This window comes from Corallococcus sp. AB011P (assembly GCF_003611605.1).
Lineage (GTDB): Bacteria > Myxococcota > Myxococcia > Myxococcales > Myxococcaceae > Corallococcus > Corallococcus coralloides.
Map to the genome: position 1 here is coordinate 271,820 of NZ_RAVX01000008.1, position 19,466 is coordinate 291,285.

The 19,466-nt window shown below is 66.9% G+C and carries 16 protein-coding genes; 5 read left to right on the forward strand and 11 right to left on the reverse strand.

The genetic code is table 11. From position 1 onward, the window contains the following. Positions 1–384 precede the first annotated feature (384 nt). Entirely contained in the window at positions 385–1,305 is a 921-nt protein-coding gene (locus tag D7X30_RS22360) for a DUF2381 family protein (protein ID WP_120564960.1), read from the reverse strand. A gap of 61 nt (positions 1,306–1,366) precedes the next feature. After that, the gene (locus D7X30_RS22365) at positions 1,367–3,304 is read right to left on the reverse strand and encodes a serine/threonine-protein kinase (RefSeq protein ID WP_120564961.1); all 1,938 of its coding nucleotides are present in this window, start codon (positions 3,302–3,304) and stop codon (positions 1,367–1,369) included. A 258-nt stretch (positions 3,305–3,562) separates the two neighbouring features. Here D7X30_RS22365 and D7X30_RS22370 point away from each other — a divergent pair, with 258 nt between their 5' ends. Together D7X30_RS22370 and D7X30_RS43435 are read left to right on the forward strand one after the other, a co-directional pair. After that, complete coding sequence (locus tag D7X30_RS22370) at positions 3,563–3,880, forward strand: helix-turn-helix transcriptional regulator (protein ID WP_233591708.1); 318 nt, start codon at positions 3,563–3,565, stop codon at positions 3,878–3,880. A 52-nt stretch (positions 3,881–3,932) separates the two neighbouring features. Continuing rightward, the gene (locus D7X30_RS43435; RefSeq protein ID WP_120564963.1) at positions 3,933–4,280 is read left to right on the forward strand and encodes a helix-turn-helix domain-containing protein; all 348 of its coding nucleotides are present in this window, start codon (positions 3,933–3,935) and stop codon (positions 4,278–4,280) included. A gap of 223 nt (positions 4,281–4,503) precedes the next feature. Here the strand turns inward: D7X30_RS43435 and D7X30_RS22380 are convergent, their stop codons facing one another. Then, entirely contained in the window at positions 4,504–4,887 is a 384-nt protein-coding gene (locus D7X30_RS22380) for a hypothetical protein (protein WP_120564964.1), read from the reverse strand. Between the two features lie 7 nt (positions 4,888–4,894). Then, complete coding sequence (locus tag D7X30_RS22385; RefSeq protein WP_120564965.1) at positions 4,895–6,067, reverse strand: serine/threonine-protein kinase; 1,173 nt, start codon at positions 6,065–6,067, stop codon at positions 4,895–4,897. A 257-nt stretch (positions 6,068–6,324) separates the two neighbouring features. Here D7X30_RS22385 and D7X30_RS22390 point away from each other — a divergent pair, with 257 nt between their 5' ends. Further along, a complete protein-coding gene (locus D7X30_RS22390; RefSeq protein WP_120564966.1) occupies positions 6,325–6,705 on the forward strand; it encodes a DUSAM domain-containing protein in 381 nt (126 codons plus the stop codon). Between the two features lie 81 nt (positions 6,706–6,786). Here the strand turns inward: D7X30_RS22390 and D7X30_RS22395 are convergent, their stop codons facing one another. The 5 genes from D7X30_RS22395 to D7X30_RS22415 form a co-directional block, all read right to left on the reverse strand. Further along, the gene (locus D7X30_RS22395; RefSeq protein ID WP_120564967.1) at positions 6,787–7,329 is read right to left on the reverse strand and encodes a PspA; all 543 of its coding nucleotides are present in this window, start codon (positions 7,327–7,329) and stop codon (positions 6,787–6,789) included. A 116-nt stretch (positions 7,330–7,445) separates the two neighbouring features. Next, entirely contained in the window at positions 7,446–7,868 is a 423-nt protein-coding gene (locus D7X30_RS22400) for a hypothetical protein (protein WP_120564968.1), read from the reverse strand. Then, a complete protein-coding gene (locus D7X30_RS22405; RefSeq protein WP_120564969.1) occupies positions 7,865–9,412 on the reverse strand; it encodes a recombinase family protein in 1,548 nt (515 codons plus the stop codon). The genes D7X30_RS22400 and D7X30_RS22405 overlap by 4 nt, the downstream gene beginning before the upstream one ends. Beyond that, positions 9,409–9,609 (reverse strand): hypothetical protein, encoded by a 201-nt coding sequence (locus D7X30_RS22410; protein WP_120564970.1) that lies wholly within the window; start codon positions 9,607–9,609, stop codon positions 9,409–9,411. Before D7X30_RS22410 ends, D7X30_RS22405 begins: the two co-directional genes overlap by 4 nt. Beyond that, positions 9,606–10,163, reverse strand: a complete 558-nt coding sequence (locus D7X30_RS22415; RefSeq protein WP_120564971.1) for a DUF2924 domain-containing protein — start codon at positions 10,161–10,163, stop codon at positions 9,606–9,608. The genes D7X30_RS22410 and D7X30_RS22415 overlap by 4 nt, the downstream gene beginning before the upstream one ends. A 1,084-nt stretch (positions 10,164–11,247) precedes the next feature. Here D7X30_RS22415 and istA point away from each other — a divergent pair. After that, entirely contained in the window at positions 11,248–12,759 is a 1,512-nt protein-coding gene (gene istA, locus D7X30_RS22420) for an IS21 family transposase (RefSeq protein ID WP_158619325.1), read from the forward strand. After that, the gene (locus D7X30_RS22425; RefSeq protein WP_120564973.1) at positions 12,756–13,508 is read left to right on the forward strand and encodes an ATP-binding protein; all 753 of its coding nucleotides are present in this window, start codon (positions 12,756–12,758) and stop codon (positions 13,506–13,508) included. Before istA ends, D7X30_RS22425 begins: the two co-directional genes overlap by 4 nt. A gap of 87 nt (positions 13,509–13,595) precedes the next feature. Here the strand turns inward: D7X30_RS22425 and D7X30_RS22430 are convergent, their stop codons facing one another. Both D7X30_RS22430 and D7X30_RS22435 read right to left on the reverse strand, forming a co-directional pair. Beyond that, on the reverse strand, positions 13,596–16,607 hold the full coding sequence (locus D7X30_RS22430; RefSeq protein WP_120564974.1) for a CHC2 zinc finger domain-containing protein: 3,012 nt from the start codon (positions 16,605–16,607) through the stop codon (positions 13,596–13,598). Between the two features lie 266 nt (positions 16,608–16,873). Continuing rightward, positions 16,874–17,449 carry a hypothetical protein gene (locus D7X30_RS22435; protein ID WP_233591709.1) on the reverse strand — a complete coding sequence of 192 codons (576 nt, stop codon included), beginning with the start codon at positions 17,447–17,449 and terminating at the stop codon, positions 16,874–16,876. Between the last annotated feature and the right edge of the window lie 2,017 nt (positions 17,450–19,466).

The window sequence follows — 19,466 nt, forward strand, 5'->3', positions numbered from 1 at the left end:
TCCCTGTTCGGTCCGACAAGGCAGAGGACCAAGCGGGGCATTGCACTGAAAGAGTCACGGACGACCCGGCCCGTCGGGGGATAGACAGACGTGCCACGCCACGCTACGGCGTCAGCCCGCTCACGGCGCCGACCGCGCGAATAGACATGACCGCGGCGGCGCTCCTCAGCGTCCTTCGGGCATGCTGCACGACGAAGCTCAGTTGGCCGCTCGGCGCATGACGCCCGTCAGCACGCACCTCACATGACGGTGATGGAAGTTCCTGCGCAGTTCGAAAGCCTGACGCCTACATCGAGGTGCAACGATTGAAGGCAGTGCAGTAGTGTCGCCAGCAGGGCGTACGCAGCCATCAGTGATGACGAATCCACTCGCGCACACTCCAGCCTATGGGAAGGTGACGTTGCCCAGGGTGACGGTGCGGCGCCCATCCGCGTCCCAGAGTTTCAGCGTGAAGCTCCCTTGGGGGGACTCGAATGCAGCCTCGGCCTCTACCACCACGCGCTGGACCCCAGAGCCAGGGGCCACAGGGCCTGATTGCCACACTTGAAGCACCTTCAGCTCGTCGTTGGCCTTGCCTCGGAGCATCGCCCCCACTGCTGTCCACGGCTGGGCGTCCCCCCGTGACATGAAGGTGACCTCAACAGCCACCCTTCGGGTTGCGCGATATGCATAGACATACTGCTTGACCGCAGCCCCCCCCGGGGCTGGGGTCACACCCTCGGTCAGGTCGCGGAAGCCAACGCCTCGCTTGCTGAGGACTGCTGTCGAGATGAGTCCCGTCAGCCCATCCGGAGCACTTCGCTCCGCGCGTAGACGCTCATTCTCCTCTCGGCATCGCTCAGCCTCGATGCGCGCCTGACGAGCCTCCTCCTGGTATGTCTCGACACCCCTCCTGCGCCGATAGACCTCGACGAGCGCCTCTGACCGTGCCGGGTGCGAAACCAGGACAAACGTCGAACTCGCCGGGGCCGCTCCATCCAGGAAACGCACCGTCAGCTTGAGCCGCTCTCCCGCCGAGATTTTCTCTGAAGGGACCAAGCGCAAGGTATTGAGCCCAGCGTCCACCATCGCGAAACGCTCGCGTCCCTCGAGGATCAGCCCCTCTCGGCTCACCTCTGAATCAAAGAGAAACACCGTCGAAAGCCCTGGGCTCACCGCCACTTCAACTGATGGCTGAGCATCATCCGAGACCAGCTCGATTCGGCGAACACTCAGCCCCACGGAGGATTCGGGCGATTGAGCCAGAGCCGCCCCCTCTCCCGCGAGGAGGAGGAAAAGCAGCACGGCCGACACGGAATAATGCACGCGACGTTTCTCCTGGACCAAGCCAGCGGCGACTCACGAGCGTCTGCCAGACAGCAACACTTCACTCAAACTCACTCACTGCCTTGACAGTAACGGCAGAGAACACGCGAGCCTTTCCGGACTCCCCTCCTCCGCCTTTTATCGCCAGCCCGCGGTTACCTGAGCTGTCCAGCACCTCCAGGCACACGGGGAAGCTCTCTCCGCGAAATCGTGCTCGAGTCAGTCGAACATAGACGCGGTCGGCAATAATGAGCCGCCCAGACAGAGTGGCCATGTCCGAGCCCAGGATAATCTGTGCGGTGCCTTCTTTCACCGTTACGAATTTTGAGTCCTCCCGGATGAAGCTCGCCCCCTCCTCGTCCCCAATCCCCATACCGAGCATCTTCATGCCCTTGGTGGAGCCTGCCGGGCACGGTTCAGGATCCGGAGCAGGGCGCACCTGGGGGCCCGAGCAGGCCAGCGCGCCACAAAGGGCCGTCGTCGCCAAGGCACTGCTGACGCTCCTCGTGGCCTTCTTGGCAGGCACCGGCGGGGAGGTCGGGGAGTCACTCTTCGTCGTCGTCACGGTGGCAGTCACCTCGGGAAGCGTCGCGGGGGGAGCGACGGCCGCAGGTGTTGCCTCCGGCCCGGTGGGAGCTGCGGCCGGGGCAGCTTGAGGTTTCTTTGTATATGGCGCTACTTCTTGGCCGGGGGCGGCCTGCGACTGAGGTGAGGCCGTCCGCTGTGAGAAGTACGCCCCAGACGCGAGGGCCATGGCCAGCAGCCCCACGCCCAGCACGCGTCCCATCCTGAGTCGCGCGAGGAACGAGCGCCGCCCAACCTCGACGCCAGGGGCCACAGGCGCCGCTTGCGGCGCGGCGTCCGCATCCATTGCGGCTTCCGCCCCCACCCCCGCCTCGGGCGCCAAGCCCGGCAGCTCCGCCTCGAGGGGCCGCGTTGCATCAGCTACCGGAGCGGCTTGGGACAACAATGCCGCGGGCGGGCCCGCTCCCGGCAGCTCCGGCCCAGGCGCCTTGCCACGGCGCATCTGGCGCAGGGGCCGCTTCGCCCACCGAACCAGCGCGCCCGCCTCGCCCTCGGTGGTGGCCGAGTTCGGGCCATACGAGTCAAACAAGGGCGTGTCCCACACCTCCCCTTCCGCCCCAGACAGGAGCTCTTCCAAGGCCGCACAGACAGCGCTCGCCTCCGGACGCGCAGCAGGGTCCTTCTCCAGCAGCCGCATGCACAACATGCTCAGCCGCTCCGGGACGAAGCGGTTGGCGAGGTGAGGAGGTACCGGCGACTTGCGAATGACACTCTGGACGTACTCCGGGTCCGTCGCCGCGTCGAAGGGCAGCCTCGCCGTGAGGAGGCGGTAGAGGACAGTGCCCAGAGCCCACATGTCGTCCGAGGGGACCGACACGTAACGGGCGCCTCTGTGCCCCGTGTGCTGCTCCACGAATAGCCAGGCCTCGGGGGGCCGGTACTCCATCGTCCCGGGCGGCAGCATGGACTGGGTGACACCGGGAGGTGCGCCCTCGTAGTCCCCTATGCCGTAGTCCACCAGCACCGCCAGGCCGTCCGCGTCGCGCACCATGACGTTGGCGTCCTTCACGTCTCGGTGCACCACTCCCGCCGCGTGAGAGGCCGCCAGCGCCCGCGCCACGTCGAGCGCCACCTTCGCAATCTGCCGGGCCGAGGGGTTCTCCTCCTTCACCCACGCGCTCAGCTTCCGCCCCTCCACGTACTCCATGGCGATGAGGGCGAAGTCGCGCTCCCCGGCCTGCCAGTAGGAGAAGCCGCGAATCCCCACCACGTTGGGGTGCTTCAGGCGCAAGAGGATGGTGACTTCCTTCTCCACCCGCCCCTGCCGCTCCACGAGCTTCAGCGCGTAGGGCTGCCCCTCCTGCGTCGCGAGGTACACGGTGCCGAAGCCACCTTGGTCCAGGTGCCTCACCACCGTGTAGCCCTTCACCACGTCCCCGGGGGACAGCACGGCCCGGGGGCCGTTGTCCCTCATGGCGACGTCCTCCTGGCGACTCTGTAGGACAGCAGGACTGCGGCCACGCGCATGCGGTTCCCTCCCCGCGCCGGCCCACGCTACCAGAAGCCCAGGGAAATCGCGCGAAGTCTTCCCCCACCTCCAACCACTATCCCCAAGTAGCTCCAAGCCATTCGACTAGGTGAAGTCAATTAGACTATCGGGTACAGTTCCTTGGGAATGTATATCCACCCTGACATCCGCACTCTCGCCCTTCCGAAGGAGCCCTCCCGCCCCTTGTCCGCCATCATCGGCGACACCGCGCGCGCAGCCCGTCTTCGCGCCAACCTGACACAGGTGGACGTGGCCCACCTCATCGACATCTCTCCCGTCGTCTACAGCCGACTCGAGCGGGGACGAATGCTCCCCAGCGTCCAGACGCTGTACCGTCTGTGCCCCGCCCTCCGAACCACTCCCAACGAGTTATTGGGCTATACCGCCTCGCTGCCACCCGACGTCGTCGCTGCCGCCAAGGAGGCCCTGCTCCGCCGTGTGCACGAGTTGGACGCGCACCAGGCGCTCGCCCTCATCCAACTTCTGCGGGACGTGCGCTGATGGAATGGTGTTCCCATGACAACTGGCAATTCGGGTATACTTCTTTGTACCTATGAACGAACAGCTTGCAACGCACCTGGGTGCCATCGCCCGCCTCGCCCGGGAGCAGATGAGCCTGACGCAGGTCCAAGTCGCGGAGCGGGTGGGGATGGCCCCTGCCGTCTACAGCAGAGTTGAACGCGGGCACATGGTTCCCAGCGTCGAGACGCTGAAGAAGTTGTGCATCGAGTTGATGGTCTCTCCGGAAGACATGATGGGCCTCACCGAGTCGCCCAGCAGCGGGAGTCCAACTCGGCCCGACGACGACGTCACCTTGCGCCGGCTCCTCTTCCTCGCGCGGAAGCTCGATGCGGCGAAGTTGGATGCCCTCGTCCGCATCACCACCGAGTTGGCCCGCTGAAGCAGCTTCCTGGGAGGAGGGGCGCCGCAAAACGGCCCGCACCACCTTCTCCCCCAGTGCCAAGCGACTTGCGGCCAGCGCTCTGGCGACTCCAAGCAGGGAGCAGGCCTGGCGGGCAGAGCCCCATACCTCGGAGCCCTGCACTGGAGCACGCGCGTCCCCCAGCATGAGCGGTCCCCGGCGATGACGAAGCACCTCCCCATCCGAAGGAGGAGGCACCCCGCTACGCCCCGCCGCACTCCCGCAGCTCCTCGTTCACCTCGGCGAGTAGCTTTTCCAGACGCTTCTGCTGCAACCGCAGGCGGGAAATATCGTCCAGCCCCGCCTCCTCGTCGACACGGCGCGTCCGCGGAGGGTCGGACTCCAGGTCGTCACGCACCTCCACCGTAAGGACGTCGCCCGCGCGGATGGGTACGTCACACCACATCAGGTTCTCGCCGTACTGCCTGCCCACGGAGCCTCCCACGTGGAGTTCCAACTCCGGGTTGGCGTTGGACTCGTCGTCGGGGCGGCGCACCCACGTCAGAATGGTGGAGAGGACTCCGAAGTCCGGCACCCCCGCGGTGGCAAGGTGCCGGCCATTGCAGGCCACACGAAAGCAGAGCATCTGCGGCCTACTCTTTCTTCGGGAGACCTAACTCGTGCTTCTCCAGCCCAACCGGGTAGAGGCCGGCCTCGCCGAACTCCACCTCGTCACGCAGCACTCCGCCCTCGGACACGACACGGGCTGTCTCCTTGGTGGCTTCCGCGCGCCCGTAGGGCTCGCGGAGCTGGGCGTGGGCGGCACCATGCAGCGCATCCCGCAGGTCCGCCGCCGTCGCGAAGCGCTCCTCGGGATTGAGGCGCAGCGCGGTGTGCAGCACCGCCTTGAGGTCCGCATTGAGGTGGGCCACCGCCTTCTCGACGACATCCGGTCCGAAGGACTCCATGAGAGCCTGCATCTGCCCCAAGGGCAGAGAGGGCTGCATCTCCGCCTGGAACCGGCTCTCCTTCGCCGCCACCACCGGGAGGTCGTGCACCTCGAAGAGGTGTTTGTTCGTCAAGGCCTCCACCAGCAACACCCCCAGGCTGAAGACATCGGAGCGCGGCGTCAGCCCTTCCTTGCGCAGGTATTCGGGGCTGGCATAGGCAACGTCGCCTCGGAGCAGATTCTCCGGCGACTCCTCCCGCCCCACCAGCAGCGAGTACGCCGCTCCGAAGTCCAGCACCTTCACCTCTCCATGCTGCCCCAGCGCAATGTGACGAGGGCTCACGTCGCGGTGGACAATGCCCAGGGGCACTCCCTTCTCCGACGTCAGCGTGTGCGCATGGTGCAGTGCGTCCGCCACCTCCGCGCCCACGTACAAGCAGAAGCCCTCCGAGAGGGGCTGCCCTCTCACCAACGCCGCACATACCAGCGTCTCCAGCGACGGCCCACCCACGTCCTCCATGATGACGTAGGGGGCGTCCTCCTCCTCATCCACCTGCATGTGGAAGACTTGAGCGATGTTGGGGTGGTTGAGGCGAAAGGCCAACTGCACCTCTTCAATCATCCGCTTGCGCTGCATGTACGTGGATGGGCTGGCGATCCTACGGACCAGACAGGGGCCGGATAGCGCGCCATCCGCCACGCGCCGCTCCGCCCTCAGCAGCCGCTCGCCACTCGGCCGCACCTCCAGCTCCCGCACCGCTTCGTAACGCACGCCCTCCACCTCGAAGAGGAAGTGCGCCCCGCTGGGTGCAGACAGGGTGGGGACTCTGCGCGGAAAATCCTCCGTCGTCACATCGTCTTCCGAACGCTTCGACATGGCTGTGAATCCTCCTGAGTGAAGGGGTGCGGCCCCAGGGGCAACGAGGCTCGCCGCCACCGGGCACCCTTCCGGGAACGCCAAGGTATAGTTGACTCGACCGTCGAATTAACATGACCTTGATTACCTGTGAAGCTCTCTGACACCCGCAGCGGACAGGCCGCAGCCCCATGAGCGCCTATCCCTCCCCTGGGTGCAAGAGGCCCCAGCTCTGGCTTCGCACGCAGGCTTGGACTGCTCGCAAAGGGAAATGACTCGTGAGTGAAACCGTTGACTGGGGCCCGATCCGCGAATTGGCACGTCGTGTCTCCACCACAGGAGCGCGCCTGGCCCTCACAACTGAGGCGAAGGCACTGCTGAGGCGCACGGCCTCCGAGGTGGGCATCAGCGACAGTGAAGCCGAGAGCGCGCTCGCCACGGAGGAGGGTGCGTTGGGCCTCTTACGTGAGGAGTCTCAGCGCATCCGAGAAGGCTCCCACAGGCTCATGGATGCGTTGCACCGGATGTACCAGTACAAAGACAAGGGGGACTTCGGCCGCGCCCGCCAGGAGATGCGGGACGTGCTCAAGGTGGAAGTCGTGCCCCACTACCGCGCCCTCGCCGAGGGGCAGCTCGAAGACATGGCCGACGCGCCGTAACGATGAGCGCGGCTCGCTTTGCAACCCTCGAGCGACTGGCCGCAGGAGCGCCCTCCGGAGAGGGCGCTTCGCGGCCCAGACTCAGGCGGGCGTCACCTTGTCGAAGGGGCGCACCACCTGCTTGCCATCAGAGACGCGCTCCACCGTCACCGTCTTCGCCTTCGCGTCGACGGCCGTCACCTTCGCCGAGAAGGTGCCCCGCCCCTGCTTGTAGCGCACCTCCTGCCCCTCCGCGTATGTGACAGACGTCGCGGGGCTGGGACTGGAGCTGGGCGTGGCGACCGCCGCTGTACGTCCCGCCGCACGCGGGCTCCCTCGGCGATTCTGGGGCGCGGCCTTCGTCCTCGTGGGCTTAGGCGCGGCCTCCGGCTTCGGCTTCACCCACTTCCGCACGGGCACCGAGGACGGGCGCTTCGGCGCGGGCCCGGTGGGGGGCGCGGGCGGGCGCTTCGACGCGGGAGGAGGCACAGGGGTGCGCTTCGGCGCGGACGACGCGGGATTCGAGCCAGGCTCAATGCCCAGGAACTGAGCAATCTTCTCCAGCAGATCCAACTGCCGGGCCATCGCCTTCCCCACCTCTTCTGCCACCGCAGCCTGAATGGTGCTCTTCATGTCGTTCTGCATGTGCTCTCGCTCTCTTTCCTCGCGGGGCATCCAGCCCGCGCACGCTCAACGCGGACAACAATTCAGCCTCTTGCACTCACGCTACACCAAGGAGTCCGGGTATTCGGACTCCCGTCTCAGAATGAAGCCTTCACCTCGCGCCAGCGCTCGCGCTGCACCTCCCACGTCCCCGCGTGTGCAATGGCCCGGAGGACTCGCTCGCTGAGGGGCTCCTCCCCATCCACGGCCTCGAGGAACAGCACCTCCTCCTGGATGTCGGGCGCCAGCAACCGCAAGTCCAACAGGTGCGTCACACGCGCCCGGGTAAAGCCCAGTTGACTCGCGACGTCCGCCGCGCTCGCCATGAGCCCCCTCTCAATGGCGGACTCCACATGGTGCGCCAGGGCCAGCATTCCCGCGGCGTGTGCCGTCCGGCGCGCCACCTCTCGCGGCGACGGCGGCGCCCCCTCTCGGAAGCGCACCTTCGAGCGACGCACGCGGTGGAAGTGCGCGCTGACGAGGCCGGCCTCCGCCGGCTGGGATTCGGGGCTTGCGCTCACGCTGCTGCCTCCTCGCGCTCGGGCGCTGCGGCCTCACCGGCATGGGACAGGTAAACGTCGACCTGGCCCGTCGCCTCGTTCACCACCACCCGGCCAACGAGGGCTCGTAGCAGGCGCCCCCGGTTCATGGCGGTGAGGGCGTCCCACACCGCGTCGAAGTCCGCCAGGGCCTGGGCCACCCACGCCACCTCCAACCGCTCCCCCTGCGTGGCGTCCAGGGCGCGCTCCACCGCCGCCAGTCGCTTCCTCATGCCGGCGACCTCCTCCTCTGTGGCCGTCAGCTTCTCCTCGACAATGCGCCGGGCGGGGCCCTCCAGCTTGGCGAGGGAGTCCACCCACTTCCTCGACTCCCCGGCGCGCTTGGCCAAATCCCTCGGCAACTGCGAGCGCTCGACACGCAGGGCCTTGTGCTTCTCCTCCAGCCGCCCGGTGAGCCGGGCGTGTACCTGCGCCGCGAAGCCCTCGCCGACGGAGACTTCCCGCAGCCGCGCGACGACGAAGTCCTCCATGGCGGCTGCCGGAATGGGAGCAGCCCGGCACCCCTCCTTCCCCTGCTTGTCCCGCGTGGTGCAGCGGTAGTAGCGGTACTCGCGCGTGCCCTTGCGCGTCGAGCCGGGCGTCATCGCCTCGCAGCACAGGCCGCAGCGCAACAGGCCTCGCAGCACGTAGTCGGGGTTGCGCCCGTGGTACTGGAGGCCGGGGCCCTCCAGCATGTCCTGCACCCGGTGGAAGGTGGCCCCGTCTACAATCGCCGGGTGCTCACCCGGGTGCGTCTCGTCTCCGTAGGGCACGAAGCCCGCGTATAAGGGACTCCTCAAGAGGCGCAGCACATCCTGCGTCGTCCAAGCCCGAGCCGCGCGCGTGGCACCGCTCCGGGCCTCGTACCGCTTCGTCTTGCGCCCCGTCTCATTGAGGAGGCGCGCCACCGTCGAGGCCTGCTGGTGCTGGAGGTACAGCTCGAAGGCCTCTCCCACCACCACCGCCTCGTACTCATTCACCACGAGGCGCTTGTCCTTCACGTCGTAGCCCAGCGGCGCGCGCCCCCCCGTCCACATCCCCTTGCGGCGCGCGGCAGCCACCTTGTCCCGCGTCCTCTCCGAAATCATCTCCCGCTCGAATTCGGCGAAGGACATCAGCATGTTGAGGGTGAGGCGCCCCATTGCGTTTGCAGTAGAGAAGTTCTGGGTCACCAGGACGAGGGAAGCGCCCGCCGCGTTGAGGCGCTCCATGACTTTCGCGAAGTCGAGGAGGCTGCGCGAGAGACGGTCCACCTTGTACGCCACCACCACGTCCACCCGGCCCGCGTCGACGTCCTGTAGCAACCGCTGGAAGGCCGGCCGGTCCATATTGGCGCCCGTGAAGCCGCCGTCGTCGTACCTCTCGTCCACCACCGTCCAACCCGGTTGACTCCGCACGTAGGCGAGGCAGGTCTCGCGCTGGGCGTCCAGGGAGTTGAACTCCATCTCCAGGCCCGCCGCGGTGGACTTGCGCGTATAGACTGCGCAGCGCTTCGCGTCTGTGGGTGGCGACTTGCTCTTCCTCATTTCCCCTCCGAATCCCCGGGCGTCGGCTCCACAGGCTCGGCGCATGAGGACTGCTCCTGCCCGGCGAACTGCTCCGCCACGGCCACCGGCCGCTCCAGGTTGTCGTTGAGGCGGCGCAGCTCTCGGAGAATCTGCGGCACCGTCCCCTCGAAGAAGCGCTGCCCCATGTGCGTCTGGAAGAATGCAGGGCCACTCATCGCGGCACCGCCTTCGAGCTGCCGTCCTTGAGGTTGAAGAAGGTGAAGCCATTCCAGGCCGTGCCCGTAATCAGCTTGGCCACGCTGGAGAGGCTGCGGTGGAGCTGGCCCTCGTATTCAATTCCGTCCTCGCGCACCGTCACCCGGTGCTGCGTGCCCTTGAACACGCGCGTCAGCACCGTGCCCGGAGGCGGCAGGCGCGCGTCGCGTCCGTCCGCAGCGGGCGCACGTGCGTCCGCAGCGGCAGGCGGAGGCGGCGCGGAGGGCTTCGTCTCCGCCACCTGCCGCATCATCCAGCGCTCGGGCAGCTTGTCGCCCAGCTCCGAGATGCGTGCGACGGCGCGCGTGGAGAGCCCTCCTTCAGCCAGCTCCTGAATCCGGAAGGCCAGGCGCTTCTTCAGGTAGTCCCGGTTGCGGCTGCGCGTTGGCTCGCCGTACAGCTCCTGGTACTTCTCCGCCAAATCCGGCACCGACATGCTGGCCAGCGCGGCCAGCTGCTGTGGCACGTCCGCCAACTGCGTGCGCGCGGCACGTGCAGTCCCCTTCTTCGCCATGGTGGTTTCTCCTTCGTCCGGGGCGGCATGCCCTCGGGCGAAAGCCATGGACGCTCTGTCCCCAAAAGAAGACAAGTCGAGAGTCTGGGGCTCAGCCATGCGCGCTCTCCTCCGCGCTCCACGCGGGCGTCTGTCGTTGCGGCTGCGCATGTCGACGCAGCCACAACTCCCAGAGCGCCTCGGACAGCACGCCCTCCACAGCATCCTCGCAGCGCTGCCGCAGGGAGGCGCAGGGCAGTTGCTACGCCCAAGGGTCGACTTCCGGCGCCTCCGCGGCAGTCGTGGCCGTATTCACTGTCGTCACCGGCCGCGTAGGGATCCATTTCCACCGGAATCACCGAGGACCGGGTCAGCAAGGGTGATGACAGGTGGTGCGCGGCGGTACCGGAGCGAGCAGCCGCGACCTCACCTGGAAGCGCATGCCCGTCATGGTGATGGGAGGTGGTGCGGGGCGGTGCCGGAGCGAGCGAAGCGAGCGGAGGCCCCCTGTGGTCGCGAAACTGGCGAGGGGGTGGGGTCGGCTCAAGGCTGGTCGCGGGAGTGAGTGAGACGGGCGACCTGGAGGCAGCCAGGCCGCCCAGCGGGAGGAGCCGCGTTGTCTCGAAGCCTGGAGACTGCGGCATCAGGTGCCCGCTGTCGACTTCTCGCCCACGCGATGGGTGGAACTACGAGCGCGGGAGTGCAGGTGGTGCGGTGTGGCGTTTGGCTTGTGCGGCAGGTGCGAGCGCGGCCAGCGGTACTGCGGGCCAGCGTGCGCCAGCGCATCCCGGCGAGTGTCGGTCCGTGCCGCTCGCCGAAAGCACCGGCGTTCGCCTGAAGGCCGTGATGACCATCGAGACGCGGAGCGCCTGAGGCGAGCGCGACGACGGGAGCGTCGCGTGGCGGATCAGTCTTCCAGGAAACCGGAGGATTGCGCATTGGATGTCGCGGAAACGGAGAAGCCCCGTGACACGCGCGACGACGCAGGAATCAGGACGAGCGGAAGGTTCATCGAGCGGCGCGGTGCGGCGCCCCTGGGGGTCCCCCTGTGCTGCGCGGTGTGCGGTCGTCCTGGTTGGGTGGGGCTTCGAGACAGGAGGCCACCGTGAAGACAGATGTGGGTCGGCAGGCTGAAGTGCTGAAGTTGCACTTGGTCGACGGAGTCAGCATCCGGGCCATCGCCAAGCGTCTGCACATGTCGCGCAACACCGTGCGCGGCCTCGTGGCGAAGCGGCCCCAGCCGAGGCGGGCGCCCGTTGAGCCGCGCACGTCTCTGCTGATGCCGTACGAGGCGATGTTGAAGCAACTGTTGGACGACACACCCGAGCTCCGGGCACCGGCGGTGCTGGAGCGTCTGCGCCACGAAGGATATCAGGGCGGCGTCAGCATCCTGCGCGAACGGATGCGGAGGATTCGGCCGCGCGAGAAGGAAGCCTTCCTCACCTTGAGGTTTGCGCCGGGCGAGGCCGTGCAGGTGGACTGGGCCGACTTCGGATTCGCGTTGCCAGGCATTCCGAGGCGCGTCAGCGCTTTCGTCATGGCGCTGTGCCATTCACGCTACCTGTATCTTGAATTCGCCTTGAGTCAGTCAATGGGCAGTTTGCTGCGAAGAATGGAGAACGGACTGCGCTTCTTCGGCGGGACGACGCACGTCGACATCTTCGACAACATGAGGACGGTGGTGCTGCAGCACACCGACAAGGGTGTCGTCTTCAACACGACTTTCCTCGACTACGCGCGCTCACGAGGCTTCGCTGTGCGAGCATGCAACGTGCGACGCGGCAACGAGAAGGGCCGCGTCGAACGCCCCATCGGTTTCGTGCGAGAGCGCTTCTGGCCCGGACGGCGCTTCACGGATTTGATGGACTTGAATGTCCAGGCCGTGAAGTGGCGCGATGACTTCGCCAACAACCGCGTGCATGAAGTCACAGGCAAGGTGCCCGCGCTTGTCTTCCAGCATGAGGAGAAGCAGGTGCTCAGGCCGCTGTCCTCGGCGCGCTTCGAGACGGATGAATTGGAAGGCGTCGGGGTGACGAAGTCCTTCCGGGTGCGCTTCGACAGGAACTTCTACTCGGTGCCACCTGGCCTCATCGGGCAGCAGGTGGTGGTACGCGCCAACGACGACTGGGTGCGCGTCTTCCTCGGGATGAAGGAAGTGGCGTGCCACCAGCGAGGCTGGAGTGTCGGGCAGGACATCGAATTGGCGGTGCACCGACAAGCCGCGCTGGAGACGAAGCCTGGCGCGCGCAAGGGCACCCTCTCGCCCGTGTTGCAGCGCATGGGCGACATCGCTACGCGCTACTTCAAGGTGGCCGCCGCGGGCAGCAAGTCGCTGCAGCGCGAGTCGGTACGCCTCGTCTTCTTCGCCGAAGTCTTCGGCACCTCGGCGACCGCGGCGGCAATGGAGGATGTGATGAGGTCCGGCCATGTCGGCGCGGACTATGTCGAGTATGTCCTGCGGCAAAAGAAGGGGCTCGTCCCCAGCGCGGCGCCGCTGCGGCTGGGCCAACCGGAACTCGACGAGATTTCGCTCTCGGAGCCGGACCTCTCCGTCTACGACACCCTTGTCCCCAGCTCGAGGATGCTGGTGGCTGACGCAGTCGAGGACGCGCCATGAACGACAGCGAGGACGTCGTCGAACTCACACTGGCGAAGCTGAAGTGGCTGCGCTTGCCAGGCATGGCCTCGACTCTGTCCGCACTGCTGACAAAGGCGGCAGAAGAGAATCTGCCCGCGCTCGAGGTGGTGAGCCGACTGTGTGATGAAGAGAGAATCAGCCGGATGCGCAGCTCTGTCGCCGCGAAGGTGAGGGGCGCCTGCTTCCCCGAGGTGAACACCGTCGATGGCTTCGACTTCAACTTCTGCCCGGTGCGCAAGAAACTCAAAGGACGCTACCTCGCGCTGCACGATGTCGCATTCCTCGACAAAGGCATCAACCCCCTCTTCATCGGTCTGCCTGGCACCGGGAAGACGTACCTCGCGCGGGCACTGGCATGGCGCGTGTGCCAGGCCAACCGCCGCGTCGTCGTCATCAGCGCGGCACGCATGCTCAATGAGCTGCACGGCGCGGAGCTTCACGGTGGCCTGGAGAAGGCGCTCCGCCGCTTCGTGAAGGCTGACCTGCTGGTCCTCGACGACTTCGCGGTGCTCGCGATGGACGCCGCACAGGCCAAGCTTGCCTTTCAAGTCATCAGCGAGCGCTACGACCATCGCCGCTCGACTTGCATCACCACCAATCGGGCCTTCAAGGAATGGCCCAAGGTGTTTCCCGACGCGCTCAACGCGCAGGTCATCGCCGAGCGTCTGACAGAGCGCTCCGAGCGCTTTCTTCTCGACGGCAAGGGCTTCCGAAATCCAGAAACCTGACGCGCCACGCGCCCACCACCCTCGACCGGCGAGGACCCCTCAGCCCGCCCGCGCCGCCAGCCACGAGCGCAATTGGCCCTGTGCACCTCATGCGCTGTCGGCTCGGGCGGAGAACCGCCTCGGAATCACCGGGTGGTCCTCTGGTCCTCGGTGATTCCGGTGGAAGTGGATCTCCTTCGGGCCGGTGACGACAGTATTCACCTCCGGCTCGCCCGCCAGCTTCTGGAGTGCGTACATCGTCCGCTTCTTGCGGTCCTGGTTCCGCACCACCACCCGCAAGTCCCCAAAGACTCGGTCCCTCGCCGTTTGCAGCGCTCGGCCCAGCCGGCTCTGCTGCGAGCGGGAGCCGCCCTCGCCTCGCACCTGCAGCATCAGTTCGTCCTTCTCGCAGAGCTCGTTGAGACTGGAGACGAGCACCTCCGCCGTCCCGTGGGCTGCCCACCAGGACTGCACGAATTCGCGCCAGGACTCCCCTTCGACGTCCGCATTCGCATAAAGCTCGTCGAGGTTGCCGAGGAAGCCCTCTACCCCAGCCACCTTGAGAAGGCCGCCCATGACGGCCGCCCAGTGCTCGAAGGAACCCAGCCGCTCGCGCCCCAGGGGCCTCCCCGCGGCAATCCACGCCTGCACGAGCGTCAGGGCCGCACGCACCAACTCGCTCCGGTGCTCCTTCACCCAGAGGATAATCGGGTCATGCTTGAAGCGACTTCGCGTCCAGGCCCTGTCCAGTTTGGGGTCGATGCGGATGCGCACGGAGCGACGGGCAATGTCCTTTGAAAGCTTCGGGTTGTTGCCGGTGAGCATCCACATCGCGGTATTGGGCAGCGTCAGCTTCTGCGTCTTGCCCAGGAGACGGTCCGTCCAGGAGGTACTCGTCAGCATGGCGGCGAGGGCCGCGGAGGAGAGCGTCGCCTTCTCATTGGCGTTGTCGAGGAGGATGAGGGGGCGCGCCAGGGCGAGCTCGGCGGTGAGCGTCTTTCGAATCTCCTCTTCATTCTCAGGCAAGGTGCCAATGGCGAACGCCCTGCCCGTCGCCACCCACGAGACGAGGTCGCACAAGAGGCCCTTGCCGGATCCGACAGCGGGCGCCTCTACGACGTGGAGGGGGGTGCACCCCTCAATCATCCGCCGGACGAAGGGGAGGAGGACGGCGGCGAGGGCATGTGCCTTATCGCTGGGGTGGGCAAATGGGAAGTCCACGAAGACGTCGTCAAAGAAGAGGGCACGTGCGGCTGCAACCTCCTCGGGTGTCGGCCGCTCGGACACGGCGCCGAGGTGAAGCGCAGGAGTGGGCTCCAGCCAGAGTCTGTCCTCCGGGTGCAGCCCGGGCGTCAGGAGGAGCTTCCCGTCCTGGCCGAATACCGGCGTGGTAATGACGGCCTCCACTGGGGGAAGGCCCGGGGGCGGGTACGCGAGGAAGTCCCGCGCGACGTCCTTCGGCGGGAAGACGGAGTGCGGCCTGCCCTCGACTTCCGTTACCCACGTCGCCTCCCGGAGGAGGACTCCGTAGACGGCGGCCTCCGTCATCTCCGAGAGAATGGGCGCCTCCTTCTCGGGCTGCGCGAGTTGCACGAGGGCGTTGCCTCGCACAAAGAGTGGCGCCGCCTCATTGGCGAAGCCCTGCGTGCTGGCAGCCCGCATGCGACGCTCATTCGCCTGCACCACGGCTTGGCGCGCCTCGGTGACAATGGCCCAGAGTTGGCGGTTGCCCACGTTGATTTCCGGGCGCGCGGCGGACGCACGGCGCTGCGCCGTGGCCGCCGCCTCCTTCTCCGCCACCACCCCCTTGAGGTTGGCGTTGAGTGCCCGCCTCCGGAGGCCAAACTTCGCCGAAATGGCGTCCAGCACCACGTCGGCTCGGACTGCCGTGCATTGCTGCAATGAGGCCAGGAGGGGCGCCAGCGCCTTGTCCAAGTCTGCCTTGGGCGCACTCTCTGGAATGCCATCCAGCAGGTACTCCGGGTATGCCCTCGCGCGTCCGAGGACTTCGTGAAGCGTCGCGGCGCCCTGCGACGCGACAAGCGCGTTGACGTCCACCTTCTCGGTGCCCTGCGGACGTGGAAGCAGGGCGACGCACGCCTCGCGGCCCTCGGCCCAGAGGGCTGCCGCAGTCTCCCGCGCGCCCGCCTCTCCGGCGCCGCTGGCCTCGGCGTCATTGCAAATGACGACGCGCCTGGCGTCGCGCGTGAGATTCAGCAGCCGAGGAATGTCCTGCTTGCGAAAGCGCGTCGTGGCGGGAGAGAGGCAAGGAATGCCCGCCTGCATGGCGCTGATGCAGTCGGTGACGCCTTCCGTAATCAGCAGCGTGTCGGCCTTGCGTGCCGCGTCCTCGTTGTAGAAGTAGTCGTTGCGGACGGTGGGCGAGACGTAGGGGTGCCGCTCCGAATGGGTGAGGAGCTTCTTGTACTTCGCCTTCTCCCACTCTTCGTCGCCCGTATATTGCGTCGCGCGGGCGATGAAGTAGACGACGCGGCCATCCTTCCAATATGGGAAGACGAGGCGCTCCCGGAAGAAGTCCTCGACGTGGCCGCCCGGCAGTTGGACGAAGAGGCCCGTCTTGAGGGCCGCCTCGCGGCTCGCGCCCATACCCTCTCTCAGGTGCGCGAAGAGGCCGCCGTCTGCCCACCCCAGCTTGAAGCTGTCCACCACCTCGTCGGTGAAGCCGTAGTGCTGTTTGAAGGACTCCTCGCGAATGTTCGCGGGCAGGTGGCGGTGGTAGTAGTCGGCGGCGGCCGTGAGGAGTCGCTCGACGTCGCGGCGCTCCACCAGCGCCTCGAGCTCACGCGCGTGGGACTCGTCATGGGGCGCAGGCAGGGAAATACCGGCGCGCCCTGCCAGTCGGAATACCGCCTCCTTGAAGTCAACCTTCTCCCTCTCCTGGACGAAGGTGAAGACGTCTCCCCCCAGGCTGCCTCCGTTGGAGAAGTCGTGCCACGTCTGCGTGGTGGGCCACACGACGAAGGAAGGCGTCTTCTCGGGGTGAAAGGGCGAGAGTCCCTTGAGGGTGCTGCCCGAAGGGCGCAACTCGACATGGGCGCCGACGACGGCGGTGATGTCCGAGCGGCTCCGCACCTGTTCCACGAAGGCACGAAAGCTCATGGCGCAGACACCTGGGGGCTGCGCCTCGTCGCCGCGGAGTCCGGCCCTCGACGCACGCCAGGTTGGCGCGCACGCCACGCCAGCAGGGCGCGGGGCCGCCGCTGCGCAATGACTGTTGGGAGGCCGAGGACACGAGAGGCACCGCGCCCCTCGTCCCCGCGGCTCGCGGAGAAGGAGTCCTGCATGGGTTGTTTTCCTGAGACGGGCGGACGGGCTGCCTCGCAGCGCGCCCTCGATTGGCGGCTCAACTCACCTCGGGCTGGCGCTCAGCAGTTTCGTTCCCAAAACGCCCGGTACTCGACTGCAAGCGCTTCGACGAAGGTTTGCCACTCCTCGCCGCGCATGGCTGACACGTCCCCAACCTGCTGCATTCCGAGGTGGTGGAGGAGGCGCTCCACCCTCATGCGCGGCATGGTTTTCAGTACGTCAGAGAGGTACTGCACGAGGCGCGTGTTGGGTGGCCTTACGCCCGAGTCGCCGCGGCGCACCGCTTCGACTTCCGTCGACGCGTCCACCCAGAGCTTCGCCAAGTCGTGAAGCGGCAGCCCCTGGAAGGCCTGCTGCTGCTCCGGGGACAGGCGGCGCTCGGGCTGCAGGGAGTAGCGCGTCTGCCACCAGTCCTTCGCGGCCCCGTGACGCTGGACTTCAACGGCCCATGTCTCCAACCCAAACGTGTGCCGCACGCGCAGGACGTCCTTGAAGAAGGCAATCCCGTACTCCAGCACCTTCACCTCGCGCGTCTCGAAGAGGGCGACGTTGTGGGTAAATCGCAGCACGGGATTGTGTCCCTCCGCCTTCAGCCTCCGGGTGAAGGGGACGAACTTGTTGTCGATGAATGCCACGTCGCGCGGGTGCGGCTCCCCGAGGAAGACGACGACGGCGGTGTCTCCGTCATTCTCCAACTTCAGCCAGGCGTCCCCGACCTCCTTGTGCGGCTTCGCCAACTCCTGCGTGCGGCAGTCCTCCCTCGAGGGCTGGGCTGGGGCAGGGCCGGGCGTCTGGGTGAATGGTCTGGGGGAGTCGCTCTCGTCACGCATGCGTGCCTCAGGGCCGGAGGAGGTTGTGGCCGCCGCTACTGGGGAGCCGCTCCGCCCAGCAGGGACAAAGGCTCGGTGCCCGCAGTCGGGGACATGCTGACGCGCCCGAATTTCCACCGGGGCCTCCGACTCTCCAAGTACTCAGGTTTTGCTGGAGTCCTGGTGGCTTGCCCTGCGTCCGGCAGCACCATGAGGAGGCCGCGGCGGGCCATCCCGCATGGAGGGGCGCTCCTTCATGAGGGCGGCGATGGCCTCTGCTGGGCGGGCCTCATGCCCCTGCCTTGGACACGGGCGGAGTTCCCACCTCCTCCATTCGGACGCCCACGCTGCGCTCCAAGGGAAGAGGCCACGAGCACTCCACGAGGGGCTGGCCTACGACTGCTCGGAACGAATGAGGAGTGCGTGGGCGAGGCAACCTTCGCGCCGAAGGGCCTGGACAGCCGCCTTCCCCAGAAGCCGCTCTCGCTCGAACCAGGGCAACCCCAGCAGGACGCACGGGGTGGTGCTCACCGGTGACGCGCAACCGGCGGCCCCAGCACGACGCGAGGGCAAATAGGACGATGAAGGCGGGGAACAGGAGAGTGAGTCGCCTCACCACCTACATTCTCCCCTCCGACTCTCGCATTCCTGCCGGACTGCCGGACTTCATGCCGGACTTCCCCCGCTGAAGTCCGGCACCAAAAATCGCTGTAACTACGAGGGGTTAAACCATCCTGCCGGACTTGCCGGACTTCCTCCCCCGTCCCGCCCCTCTACGGGGAAATATTTTCTGCGCGCTTCCCTCCCAAAATATTTTCCCTCGCGTACGTAAAAGTGGCTTTGAAGTCCGGCAAGTCCGGCAGAGTGACTCAACCCCATGAAGTTGTTACGGAAATTGCTGCCGGACTTCAGGCCGGACTTCTGCCGGACTTTGGAGAAGTCCGGCGGCTGAAGTCGGGGTGTTGGTGCCTTGCTTCAACTGGAGGTACAGGGCGCCTGGGTGAGACCTCGGCACCTCCGGCTTCCCTGCCCTGGTTGCTCTGGACGCCAGGGACCGGCTCAACGGATCGCATCCGGGTCGGCCAACCAGCTCGCGACTCCTGCGCTCTCAGGACTGGCCACTTGCGCCCGGTTGCCCTTCGCCTGCGCGAGGAAGGCGGGGCAAGGGCGAGAACCGTTCAGGCTTCAGCGAAGCGGCCCTTTGACGCTCCTGAGCACCCGGGCTGCTTGAGCGGAGCTGGACTTCGATTCGCGCAGGTGCCCCACAGTAGAGGGCGGCCCATGACAGTTCGAAGGCGCGGCTGTCTCGGCGGCTGCGCGAAGCCCGAAGCTGTTCGTCCAGGTTGGTCCAGGGCCAGCGACCCTCCCGCGCTCGGAGAGATGTCCCTTCGGCAGGCGCCCTCCCCCCGCCGACCCGGATTCAGAGTTCCCTCCGGTAAGTGAACGCGGACACTTTCGCGTTCAGTTTCGCTGTTCACTTTCGCCGAGCCAGGCCGCGCCCGTTCACTTTCCCCGTGGAGCTCCTGCCTGGCGCGCGGATGCACACGCCAGGCGCCGCAGTCTCCGTAGTTTCGCAAGGTTAGGGCGGACAGCCAGCCATAGCTCGAGCGCCGCGGTATCGCTCCGGGTCCATAATTCGGGCCCGGAAGCACACTCCGTCCAACGAGCCGGACTCGCGAGCCGTTCACTTCTCCGGCCCACCCGCCCCTTCGCTGCGGCCCTGCTGGCCGCCGCGTGGCCCACCTGGCGCGTGCCCCCGGTCAGCCCCGCGTGCCAACGCCGGTCGCCGCGTGGCGCCCCTTTCGTGCCCGCGTGTCCCCCAGCGCGTCGGGCCGCAGGCCTT

Bases quoted from the DNA above. Each gene is read 5' to 3' on its own strand.
- D7X30_RS22385 (WP_120564965.1), bottom strand. From the start codon at position 6,067: ATGTCGAAGCGTTCGGAAGACGATGTGACGACGGAGGATTTTCCGCGC.
- D7X30_RS22415 (WP_120564971.1), bottom strand. From the start codon at position 10,163: ATGGCGAAGAAGGGGACTGCACGTGCCGCGCGCACGCAGTTGGCGGAC.
- D7X30_RS22410 (WP_120564970.1), bottom strand. From the start codon at position 9,609: ATGAGTGGCCCTGCATTCTTCCAGACGCACATGGGGCAGCGCTTCTTC.
- D7X30_RS22425 (WP_120564973.1), top strand. From the start codon at position 12,756: ATGAACGACAGCGAGGACGTCGTCGAACTCACACTGGCGAAGCTGAAG.
- D7X30_RS22395 (WP_120564967.1), bottom strand. From the start codon at position 7,329: ATGCAGAACGACATGAAGAGCACCATTCAGGCTGCGGTGGCAGAAGAG.
- D7X30_RS22365 (WP_120564961.1), bottom strand. From the start codon at position 3,304: ATGAGGGACAACGGCCCCCGGGCCGTGCTGTCCCCCGGGGACGTGGTG.
- D7X30_RS22380 (WP_120564964.1), bottom strand. From the start codon at position 4,887: ATGCTCTGCTTTCGTGTGGCCTGCAATGGCCGGCACCTTGCCACCGCG.
- D7X30_RS22430 (WP_120564974.1), bottom strand. From the start codon at position 16,607: ATGAGCTTTCGTGCCTTCGTGGAACAGGTGCGGAGCCGCTCGGACATC.
- D7X30_RS22405 (WP_120564969.1), bottom strand. From the start codon at position 9,412: ATGAGGAAGAGCAAGTCGCCACCCACAGACGCGAAGCGCTGCGCAGTC.
- D7X30_RS43435 (WP_120564963.1), top strand. From the start codon at position 3,933: ATGAACGAACAGCTTGCAACGCACCTGGGTGCCATCGCCCGCCTCGCC.